The 11399-nt window shown below is 36.5% G+C and carries 10 protein-coding genes; 1 reads left to right on the plus strand and 9 read right to left on the minus strand.

Features of this window, described 5'->3' with window-relative positions; all coding sequences use genetic code 11:
- Nucleotides 1-146: 146 nt before the first annotated feature.
- The 7 genes from AB3X49_RS11755 to AB3X49_RS11785 all read right to left on the minus strand — a co-directional run bounded on the left by AB3X49_RS11755 (nucleotide 147) and on the right by AB3X49_RS11785 (nucleotide 6719).
- Nucleotides 147-551, minus strand: coding sequence for a DoxX family protein (locus AB3X49_RS11755; protein WP_367962186.1), 405 nt, complete (start codon nucleotides 549-551; stop codon nucleotides 147-149).
- A 152-nt stretch (nucleotides 552-703) separates the two neighbouring features.
- Nucleotides 704-1777, minus strand: a complete 1074-nt coding sequence (locus AB3X49_RS11760; protein ID WP_367962188.1) for a DUF871 domain-containing protein — start codon at nucleotides 1775-1777, stop codon at nucleotides 704-706.
- A gap of 51 nt (nucleotides 1778-1828) precedes the next feature.
- Nucleotides 1829-3193, minus strand: coding sequence for a PTS transporter subunit EIIC (locus AB3X49_RS11765; protein ID WP_367962190.1), 1365 nt, complete (start codon nucleotides 3191-3193; stop codon nucleotides 1829-1831).
- 23 nt (nucleotides 3194-3216) lie between these two features.
- Nucleotides 3217-4101: an N-acetylmuramic acid 6-phosphate etherase gene (gene murQ / locus AB3X49_RS11770; protein ID WP_367962192.1), complete on the minus strand. Its 885-nt coding sequence runs from the start codon at nucleotides 4099-4101 to the stop codon at nucleotides 3217-3219.
- Nucleotides 4102-4256: 155 nt separating this feature from the next.
- On the minus strand, nucleotides 4257-5120 hold the full coding sequence (locus tag AB3X49_RS11775; protein WP_367962194.1) for a MurR/RpiR family transcriptional regulator: 864 nt from the start codon (nucleotides 5118-5120) through the stop codon (nucleotides 4257-4259).
- Between the two features lie 17 nt (nucleotides 5121-5137).
- A complete protein-coding gene (locus tag AB3X49_RS11780; RefSeq protein ID WP_000704964.1) occupies nucleotides 5138-5467 on the minus strand; it encodes a hypothetical protein in 330 nt (109 codons plus the stop codon).
- A 124-nt stretch (nucleotides 5468-5591) separates the two neighbouring features.
- On the minus strand, nucleotides 5592-6719 hold the full coding sequence (locus AB3X49_RS11785) for a cation:proton antiporter (RefSeq protein ID WP_000899801.1): 1128 nt from the start codon (nucleotides 6717-6719) through the stop codon (nucleotides 5592-5594).
- Between the two features lie 289 nt (nucleotides 6720-7008).
- On the opposite strand from AB3X49_RS11785, the gene bcaP reads away from it, so the two are divergent.
- Entirely contained in the window at nucleotides 7009-8412 is a 1404-nt protein-coding gene (gene bcaP / locus AB3X49_RS11790) for a branched-chain amino acid transporter BcaP (RefSeq protein ID WP_367962197.1), read from the plus strand.
- A gap of 144 nt (nucleotides 8413-8556) precedes the next feature.
- On the opposite strand, the gene AB3X49_RS11795 is transcribed toward bcaP, so the two are convergent.
- Together AB3X49_RS11795 and AB3X49_RS11800 are read right to left on the minus strand one after the other, a co-directional pair.
- Nucleotides 8557-8760, minus strand: coding sequence for a hypothetical protein (locus AB3X49_RS11795; protein WP_000391508.1), 204 nt, complete (start codon nucleotides 8758-8760; stop codon nucleotides 8557-8559).
- Nucleotides 8761-8839: 79 nt separating this feature from the next.
- The gene (locus AB3X49_RS11800) at nucleotides 8840-11302 is read right to left on the minus strand and encodes a LamG-like jellyroll fold domain-containing protein (protein ID WP_367962199.1); all 2463 of its coding nucleotides are present in this window, start codon (nucleotides 11300-11302) and stop codon (nucleotides 8840-8842) included.
- Nucleotides 11303-11399: the final 97 nt, after the last annotated feature.

Consider the following 11399-nt stretch of genomic DNA (forward strand, 5'->3'; position numbering starts at 1 on the left):
CCTTTATTCTTTAAGCTTTATTCTAGATGTAACTAAGTTAGTTACATCTAGAATAAAAAAATATACGAATCATTTTATTACTAATCGACTTGATGTAATCATTATAGTTACATCAAGTCGTCAAGTCAACACTAAAAAAATAAAATTTACTTCGTTTTCATTACTTTCTCTTTTAAGAAGCGATCTACATATCCTTCTGCTTTTACAACGAATAAATACGCACCCATTGATAATAATGCAAGATCTAATTCATATCCCGGATTCTTTCCATCTCCTAATAAGCCTACTGCTCCATTTACCTTTACGATAGCTCCAGCCAAAATAAGAGCGAATAACAATCCTACATACCTCACGCCTAAACCGATAATCAATAATATACCACCAACTAATTCAACTGTTGCTACGCCGTATGCAAGACCACCTGGTAAACCGATGCTTGTAAACCATCCTGCTACGTTATCTATACCTGATTGAAACTTTGCTAAACCGTGTGCAAAAAAAGTAACTCCTAATACGATACGAATAATTAAATTACCAATATATTGATTCATTCTGAACTCTCCTTTTTTGTTTTGTTATGGTGAACATTTATTCACAAGACAAAACAATACGGTATTTCTTTTCATTCGTCAAATGCTTTTTTAAAGAAACCAAAAAACATTATCCTTTTTGCAGATAATGTTTTTTATAAAATAGTGCTAATTCAAGCTTTTACTCTATCACACAGAAAAAGTTGAAACTTTTTTCCAGCACCAATATAAGGCAATAACGGCACGTCCTCTTCCACAACCATTCCGACAACATTCACTTTCTCATCTACAGGTAAATCATTTACAACAACTTGCATCTCCCCAGCATATCTACCGTACAATTCATTATCAATTGTAATACTGCCTCGTTTTCTTGAAATTGTATGCATCGGTTGTAATACAACTTTATTTCCTTCTCTTGATTCGACAGAGCGAATGACATCACGTGCTGGATCAAGCCGGTTCGTATACACTCGTTCTAACAGTTGTACAGTGTCGCTATCATTTATAAATGATTGATATCGCACTGGAATAATTCCATTACTCGCACTCGCTATTTCTTGTACACTCTCTAGGCTCCCGCTTATATCTCCAATTAGCACTTTATCAACATCGCACTCTTGCACAAGCTCTAAATACGCTTCAAGTGGCCGCATATAGCGGTGCTTTTCTAAAGTTGGTAAACCCTCATATAACGGACCGCGTTTTTCACCATCTCCCGGAATAAATGCCATCGTTTTTATTCCGCACTCATGTAAATATTTATTTTGTTTTTGCAGAAACGACTTTGCTAGTCCTGTTTCTGGACGTGGATAAAAATTATGCCACGCTTCTACACGATCTACTCGTATATTTTCCGCAAGTAACTCTTTCCAAAATGATTCTGTAATCGTACTCGCATTTAAAGCTACCTTCATCTTATGAGATACACGTGCGATTTCTTTTGGCGTAATACCGTAATCCATTCGTAAACCAGTAATGCCAAAGTCTAATAACTCTTCCACATTTTCATATGTTATCCCTAAATGGTTTAACGATTTTGGAGAGACATCAACCATTAATTCCATTTCATTTTCGAGAGCTTGTTTCCCAAGTATTTGAATTAACTCCTTATACGTATTCGGATCATCTTCTGGAATGTGAAGAGATGTAAAAACAGATGAAAATCCGTTTTCTTTCGCTAGTTTTAACCATGCTTCTTGTTTCTCTACTCGCTCTTTTGAAAGATAAATTGAAACTCCTATCATATAAATCTCTCCTTTTATTAATATAAAAAAAAGAGAAAGGAATCCCTTTCTCTATATGTTTTCTGCCATTTCTTCTTTAAATCCGAAGAAGTACGTAAAGATGAATCCGAAAATATATGCAACTACTAATCCAAGGAAATATAATAAATATTTATTATCAGCAATTAACGGAATTAATGATAATCCTGATACACCTATTCCGAGTGAAGCCGTTTTCATAACAGCTTGGAATGCACCACCGACAGCCGCTCCTAAACAAGCAGTAATAAACGGTTTCCCAAGTGGCAATGTAACCCCGTATAATAGCGGTTCGCCAATTCCTAAAAATCCTACTGGTAATCCACCTTTAATCACATTACGAAGGCGTTTATTTTTTGTTTTCACATAAATCGCAATTGCTGCTCCTACTTGCCCAGCGCCAGCCATTGCTAATACTGGTAATAAAGGCGTTACGTGCGTTTGATTAATAAATTCCATATGAATCGGTGTTAAACCGTGATGTAATCCGACCATTACGAGAGGTAAAAATGTTCCGGCAAGCACAGCTCCAGCAAATGCTCCGCCAACATTTAAAATTGCATTAATACCGCTTGTAATACCATCAGATAAGAATCCTGCTACTGGCTGAATCGCTAACATCGTTACTATACTTACAGCTAATACAGTAATGAGTGGTGTCACAATAATATCAACTGCATTTGGCACAGCTTTTCGCACTCGTCTCTCAACTACAACCATAAGCCATGCTGCAAAAATAACTGCAAATAATCCGCCCCGTCCGGGTACGAGCGCTTCACCAAATAATTTTACATTCGCCATCGCTGGGTTGAAAATTAAAATACCTGCAATTGCCCCAAGAACTGGTGTCCCGCCAAATTCTTTCGCTGTATTCCAACCGACTAAAATTCCTAAGAATGTAAAGATACCGCCGCCAATAAGTAGTAGCATTTGTAGCCACGTTGCATTCGGGTCAGCACCTGCGTTTTTCGCAAAGTTAGCAACCCCATTTATAATTCCTGACGCAACAAGCCCCGGAATTAGCGGAATGAAAATACTTCCTATTTTTCTTAAAAAGTTTTTCACTGGTGTATTATTTTTCTTCTTAATCTCTGACTTCATCTCTTGCCCAAGATCTTCAAGGTGGTGATCTGCCACCTCACCAATTCGCAATCCCGTTAAACCTTCCATCTCAGCTGCTACTTTATTTACTGTCCCTGGTCCAACAACAACTTGAAGCATTTCATCTTCAATCACTCCCATAACACCTTCAACCTTTTTTAAAAGGTCCATGTTCACTTTACTTTCATCATGAAGCGTTAATCGTAACCTCGTCATACAATGAGCAATGCCACGAATATTTTTTACTCCCCCAAGCTGCTCTGAAATTTCTTTGGCCATTCTCTCTTCTTTCTTCATAATAGAATCCCCCTCCCCAAAGTTTAAAGTGCTTTCTTCACAAATCCTTTCGCACCTTTTAATTTTTCTAGTGCTTCCCCATATTCACACTGTAGTAATATCATAACGATTGCAGCTTTCACATTTCGATCTGCTTTCTCATAAAACTCTGTAGCTACTTCATAACTAGCGCCTGTCGCTTCAACAATAATTCGTTTTGAGCGTTCTACCAATTTTTCATTTGTAGATTGAACATCTACCATTAAGTTTTTATATACTTTCCCTACACCAATCATAGACGCTGTAGAAATCATATTGAGTACTAACTTTTGCGCTGTGCCAGCCTTCAACCGTGTTGAGCCTGTTAATATTTCTGCGCCTGTTCCCACTTCCACATTTAGTTTTGCATATTTACTTATTTCAGCATTTTTATTACAGGAAATACTAGCTGTACTTGCTCCCACGCTACTTGCATATTTCAATCCGCCAATTACATAGGGTGTTCTACCACTTGCTGCAATTCCAATAACCGTATCTTTCTCGTTTAATCCAATACTTTTTAAATCTTCTTTTGCTAACTCTTCACGATCTTCGGCACCTTCCACCGCCTTAGTAAACGCTTTCAATCCACCTGCTATAAATCCTTGAACCATGTTATCATCTGTTCCAAATGTCGGGGGACATTCTACTGCGTCTAAAATGCCTAAACGGCCACTCGTACCAGCCCCAATATAAATTAAACGGCCTTCTTCTTCAAAAGACTTAGTAACAATTTGTACAACCTTTTCAATTTCTTCTATTTCATTTTCAACTGCTAACGCAACAGTTCGATCTTCTTCATTCATACTTTGTAAAACTTCTTTTATACTCATCTCATCTAGATTCATCGTTTTCTCATTACGGTGTTCTGTCGATAAATTCTCTAACATATTGCCACCCTCTTCGAAATTATATTTCACACTTTTATTATAACTTTAAGAAACTAAAAATCAATAACTCTTTCTTATTTTATGAAATAAAATTTCACAACATGACATATTTGTGTCAAAGATAATAAAAAAGATGAGTCTCCCCATCTTTTCTTCTACTTCAATTTCCGTAACCGTAATGCTTCTTCTCTCGTCTCCATAAATTGATCTAATACTTTATTACCAATTCGATTGAAAGTAATCACATATAAAGCATCAATCATATTCAGTTGCGTCATTCTCGAAGCAATACTCGCAATGCGATGGTCCTGCTCTACATCTGGCATACAAAGGCGAATATCTGCCGCTTTATATAAAGGAGATGATTGATCTAGCTTTGTAATCGCAATAACTGTAGCTCCTCGCTTCTTCGCATATTGCGCCATTTCAAGTACATCTTTCGTACGACCAGAAGTTGAAATCGCAACAAATATATCATCTTCTTTTAAATTCGTCACAAGCGGTAACATCATATGAAAATCAGATAGCATCATCGCTGTAAATCCAAGTCGTGTAAATTTATAAGCCCCGTCCATCGCTGGAGTAGCTGAACCACCTACTCCGTAAAATATAACTTTATCCGCATTTACAATACGATCTGCAGCTCTCTCAAGTTCCTTCTTATCTATCGCCATGACGCTCGCCTCAATTGCAGCTTTATTCACATATGTAACTTTATTAAACAAGTCGTACGGTCCATCTTCCGTATTCATCACTGAAAAATCATTAATATTATAATCAGCAATCGTTAATTCACGAACGAGCGCGATTTTAAATGATTTAAAGCTCCCAATCCCAATCGACTTACAAAAGCGAACAACACTTGCCTCACTTGCGCCTGCATTCGTTGACACTTCTTTCGTCGTTAAGTTCGGAACAATTTCTGCATTCTCCATTATGTACATGGCAACCTTCTTTTCGGCTGGTGAAAATTGATCCATATTACTTTCAATTTTAAATAGTAATGTTGAAGCTTTCACTATTTAACCTCCACTTCTTATGGTTGCGTATATTCTCTAATATCATTTGTATCATATAGATAAAAACCATCATTGCCAGGTGGATGGTGAACAATTACAGTTCGATCCCCTTTTTTATATGACGTTATTTCACCTTCAGATCGCTGTTTTTCCCATCCATGTATCCAAATTGCAAAGTCAGGTACAAAAGCAGTGTACTTATAGTCTTTCGGATTTTCGTCTTCTACATAGGAAGAAAAAATAGAAACTGGAAAATTTTTCACTTTTGACTCTTTCCATGCAGTAAATGGTATACATAGTGCAATAAGTATGATTACACCTATAACTTTCCCCTTTGTAATCTTCACACTTCCCTCTCCTTGTCATATCACATACATAGATTTTATCATAATTACAATCCATTCATGCTACATGACCACTGCATTTTGCAATAAAAAAAGAGCTTACCTACATCAGATAAGCCCTTCCTCTCTATACAAAATACTTCTTCAAAAGCGGCGGCGTAATAATTGTTGTTAATATAACAACAATAACAATCGCTGTGAAATTTTCTTTCGCTAATAAATTCGCCGCAAGTCCATTCGCTGCGATGATAAGCGCCACTTCTCCGCGCGAAACCATTCCCGCACCGATACTAATAGAAGATTGAAGGTTGAATCCTGTCAGTCTTGCGCCTAAACCTGATCCGATTAACTTTGTGAATATCGCAATAAGAGTCATGATGATAATGAACCAAAGCTGGCTTCCTATACCTTGAAATGTAATTTCCATTCCGATACTTACGAAGAACACTGGAACAAATATTGCATAAGCAATTGGTTCAATTTTATGTTCCACTTCATGCTTATACTCTGTTTGAGAAATGGCAATTCCAGCTGCGAATGCTCCAATAATACCTGCAATCCCCATCATTTCACTGTAATACGAAAAAGAGAAACAAATAATAAGAGCTGCACTAATTAATGCTTCTGTTACGCGAAGTGGTACGAGCATTTTCATAATCCATGGAACAACTTTCCAAGAGATGAAAACAATACTTACAAAAAAGATAATTTTCTTTGCAATGACTAGCGTTACATTTACATCTTGTGTACCTAAAAAACTCATCACAAATGCTAATAAAATAACGACAATTACATCATCAAATACAGCTGCACCTAAAATCGTCGTACTTTCTCTCGTATTCATTTTCCCTAAATCTCTTAGTGTTTGAACAGAAATACTAACCGAAGTGGCACAAAGTAATAACCCTAAAAAGATCGCATGCGACTGTAACATTCCAAACGCAAGTCCTGCTAAATACCCACCAAGGAATGGGAAAATAATTCCTCCCATCGCTACTGCGAATGCAGATTTTAAATTACGATTTAACTCTTCTAAATCTGTTTCAAGTCCCGCCATAAACATAAGTAGCAAAACACCAATTTCGCTAAGCTCATCAATAAGTTCTGAACTATTAATAATACCTAGCAAAGCCGGACCGATAATAATACCAACGATTAATTTACCGAGTACAGAAGGCTGGCCAAGTCTAACGCTAATATCACCAGCTAATTTCGTACAAAGTAAAATGACGACAAGTTCAAAATAAAATAACATAACATCTTCTCCTACTATAATAAAGTAAAACTTTAATCAGTGGATTATTCTTCATCTCTACTGATTGTTAACCTGCATCTATTTCTGCACATAGTTTCTCCTTACAACCGGCTTTTTATTTGTTAAAATTTTATTTGACAAAATATTCTGAATTATAATAAGATTAACCCAGAAATTTTAAAAAACTACATACCATAACTGTATTTTCATTCACTTACATACTCTTTTCCAATGGGCTCGTACTATATTCGCAGTTATGGAAATGAAAACTAAAGGAGGAGAGTTCAAAGTGAAGTCATTATTACGAAAAAAAGCACTTAGTACTGAATCACCAAGACAGCTAGATCGAACATTAACGGCACTCGATTTAACGTTTTTAGGAATCGGCGCCGTAATTGGGACAGGGATTTTTGTATTAACAGGTATCGTAGCGGCAAAACATTCTGGCCCTGGTATTATGCTATCATTCCTTATTGCTGCATTTACTTGTGCTTGTGTAGCCTTTTGTTATGCCGAATTTGCTTCTTCTATTCCTGTCTCAGGAAGTGTGTATACTTACGCATACATGACAGTCGGGGAAGTCGTCGCCTTTATCGTTGGTTGGTGTTTAATGCTCGAATATTTACTCGCTGTTGCAGCGGTGGCTGTTGGCTGGTCTGGATATTTACAATCATTGCTTCAAGGGTTCAATATACACCTTCCCGCCATTATTTCCTCGGCCCCCGGAACGGGAAAAGGTGGTCTCATTGATTTACCCGCTGTTTGTATTTTACTTCTCATTACCGGTCTTTTAAGTTTTGGTATACGCGAAAGCGCACGCATTAATAATATTATGGTCCTTATAAAATTAGCAGTTATTATCGCCTTTATCGTAGCAGGCGCAAAATATGTAAAGCCTGAAAATTGGACACCGTTCATTCCATTCGGGTACGACGGTATTATTACCGGAGCTGCCACTGTCTTCTTCGCCTTTTTAGGTTTTGATGCAATCGCAACCGCGGCAGAAGAAACGAAAAAACCGCAGCGTGACTTACCAATTGGCATTATCGGTTCCCTTCTTATTTGTACAGTTTTATACATGATCGTATCTTTCGTTTTAACAGGCATGGTTCCTTATACGCAATTAGACGTTTCTGATCCAGTTGCATTTGCACTACATTTCGTTGGTGAAGATACTATTGCGGGGCTACTTGCAGTTGGTGCGATGACAGGAATGACAACCGTTCTTTTAGTCGTTATGTATGGACAAGTTCGTGTTTCTTATGCAATGAGCCGAGACGGCTTACTCCCAAAAGCTTTATCACGCGTAAATAAAAAAGTAAAAATCCCTTTATTAAACACATGGATTACTGGAGTATTTGCAGCTTTATTAGCAGGACTTTTAGACCTACATTTACTAGCGAATTTAGTAAACATCGGTACGTTAACAGCCTTCACATTCGTTTGCTTTGCTGTACTTATTTTACGTAAAACTCATCCTGATTTAAAACGTGGATTCCGTGCACCACTCGTACCTGTACTACCAGTTGTCGCTATTCTTTGTTGTTTATATTTAATGATTAATTTGTCTACAACGACATGGATCAGCTTTGCAGTCTGGCTTATAATCGGTTTATGCGTCTATTTCTTCTACTCTAGAAAACATAGTCATCTAGCTAATGAAAAAACAAATGATGGGAAAAAAGAAGCATAAAAAAATAGCTCGCCTATCATAAAGGCGAGCTATTTTCATTAACGATTGTAAAACGAAAAATATACCGATCAACTTTTGTATACTTATCCCGCTATTTGCCGGGCAGTAAGACTCCCACTGATTAAAGTTTCACTTTATTCTTCCTTACTTCGTCTCTTTCTTTTTCTTTCTCCACGCGTTTACACTATCAAAGAAAAAGTTAATAAATAGCGTTCCTAATCCCGCTAATAAAAAAGTCATTAAAAATAGAACCCAAATACTTTTATCTTTTAATAAATAATATCCTACAAGGAGCACAACCGCGATCCATACATATTCAAGAATTCTTTTTAGCTTTTTCTCTTCCAAATTATTCGCTCCCTTTTCTATACTACTTTTAGTATAACAAAAAAGAAGCCCATCATGATAAGCTTCTTTTTCTTATACCTTATTTGTTGATGCTTTTTTCAACAAGTGAAATAGCGTGCTCTAACGTACGATTCATTGATTCCACATACTCATCTTTTACATTTTTATCTTTTAACACAGATTCTGCAACTGTGATTTTTTGACTTAATGATTTAACAGAACCGTCTGTTACATTTCCATCTTGTGCTTTCTTTACTAAAGCTTTTGCAGATTCAATATTCACTTGTAATTTTTCTTTCGGTGTTTTTGGCTGTTCTTCTGCTACCTTTGATTGGACAAATGTTTGGTTTGCTGTTTTTAATTCATTATACGTTTGAACAATTTGTTCTCCTGTACTCGCTATATTCTCAAACACTTTCTTTGCATTGTCATAGCTTCTTTGTAATTCGTTAAAAGCTGCTTGTGAATACTGACCTGGCTTTTCACCAAATTCATAAGTACCTGCCAATACTTCTTTCACTTTTCCGATTTCTTCATATAACGTATTTACTTGCTCTAATTTTGTACGAGTAGAAAACTCGTTATATGCCGCTACTACTTCTGAAGAACTTAATGCTTTACTATATAATTTTGCTAATGCAATTTGTCCATTTAACGGAATACCGCCATTTCCGTTGCTATCAGGATCTGCACCAAGTGCGAATGGTACGTTCGGGTGATATACTTTCCCTTGAGCTGGCTGACTATTTACTTTTTTACCATCTACATAAATTGCTACTTCACTGCCGTTATATGTTCCTGTTAAATGATACGTTTTGTTTGCTTCTAATTGAACACCCACACGTTTATAGCTTCCACCAATATGAGCCCATAATTCTACATAGCCACTTCCTGTAGACTCAAAACCAATTCCACCGCTCTCTGTATTTTGCAAAATACCTTGTCCACGAATTTCATTCATTGAAAATACAGTTTCTAACGTAAATGAATTTGCTACTTTTTCTTTTTGTACTGCTGAAAATGGAAGGTATCCAAATGTATTTGCTTTTCCGTTTAACTTCATAACATTCTTTTTCAATGCTTTATCATATTCAATAGTCACATTGCCCTTAACATCACCTTTTGTACCAAATGATGAACTGTCTTTAAATGTACCATCTGCAAAGTTTACATCAAAAACATCTGCCTTTGGTACTTTCACATTCGGGTCAATATTATCTTTTTTCGTAGTAATTTCTGCCGTTAATGGTTGTACACTTTCATTGCCGAATGAATCAATCGCAACAACTTCAAGTGTATATGTTTTCCCGCCATCTAGTCCTGCAAGTGTAAATGTCAGTTCTTTCGGCACTGGATCTCGATAAAACTCTGAGAATGCTAACAATTTATTCTTTATTTCTCCAGTTTGCTTATCTCTAGCTTGTACACGATAAGAGTGAACAAGAAGGTTGTCCAACGCTTGCTGGAATGTTACTGTTGCTGCATTTTCTGTTACATTTGATACAGCAAGCTTTGCATCTTTTGCAAAGTATGGTTTTTCTTTATCACGATCTTCTACATGAGTAAATGTTTCTTTCTTTGATGGTAATTTAATTTTCCAAGGTTCACCTGTCCAAGAATTCGTATGGAAGTCGCGACGATTAATCGTTACTTCGTTATCATCCACTTCTACTAATAAACCTTGGCTTAATGTACTAGCTCCTGGCGGGATATTTCCTTGTACTTTACCACCTTCAACTTCCATATAACTTACAGAAGATGTACCAACTGATGTAAAATCTTTTTGATGAATCGATCTTGGATCATCTAATGGATAATGTGAATGACCTGAAAATGTAATGACTTGTGGGTACTCTTTTAACACTGCATTAATTTTCGCACTATCTTTCGTTCCCCATTCTTGACTACCGTACACTGTATCTTTAATATGTTGATGTAAAAACACAAAAATCGGTTTTTCCGGATCATCCTTTTGTGCCTTTGCCATTTCTTCTTTTAACCAATTAATTTGCTTGTCCGAATAATAGCCATGCGTTGTTCCATCCTCTGGTGACATTACGATAAAGTGATACCCTTTTACTATATTATGATAATAAACCGATTTCATTCCTGTTTTGTCTAAAAAACGCTTCTGTGCTCCATCTACAGATAAACCGTTCCAATAATCATGATTACCAAGAGAATTCATTCGTACCGCATCTTTATTTGCATTTTCATTATAAACTTGCATAAAACGGTCGTATTGCTGCACTGTTCCCGAATCTGTAAAATCACCTACAATAACAAATGCATCCTGCTTCGGTGCAAGCGTATTAAATTGCTCAATCGCTCTTTTCCAGCGGAACGTATCATCTGTTCCACTATCTTTAATATGCACATCACTTACAACTGGAAAAACTATCTTCTTCTCACTTGGTGCCTTTTCTTGCTTTTTCTCTTCCGCTTTAACCGACGTACTCCACGGTAATGATACAAATGCCAATACAAACACCATTAATAATCCAATAAGACCTTTTACTTTTCGTAAAGCAGTTCTTTCCACGTGAATCCTCCTCATAATAATTGATTCATTACAAGGGCTATTTTATCTAAGAACCTGTCTAGAATCTTTTTAATAAAATCGCCACGCCTGCCAATAA

It is taken from the genome of Bacillus sp. C30 (assembly GCF_040838255.1).
Lineage (GTDB): Bacteria > Bacillota > Bacilli > Bacillales > Bacillaceae_G > Bacillus_A > Bacillus_A mycoides.

Coding starts and splice junctions, on each gene's coding strand:
- AB3X49_RS11760 (WP_367962188.1), bottom strand. CDS start 1,777: ATGATAGGAGTTTCAATTTATCTTTCAAAAGAGCGAGTAGAGAAACAA.
- murQ (WP_367962192.1), bottom strand. CDS start 4,101: ATGTTAGAGAATTTATCGACAGAACACCGTAATGAGAAAACGATGAAT.
- AB3X49_RS11765 (WP_367962190.1), bottom strand. CDS start 3,193: ATGAAGAAAGAAGAGAGAATGGCCAAAGAAATTTCAGAGCAGCTTGGG.
- AB3X49_RS11755 (WP_367962186.1), bottom strand. CDS start 551: ATGAATCAATATATTGGTAATTTAATTATTCGTATCGTATTAGGAGTT.
- AB3X49_RS11785 (WP_000899801.1), bottom strand. CDS start 6,719: ATGTTATTTTATTTTGAACTTGTCGTCATTTTACTTTGTACGAAATTA.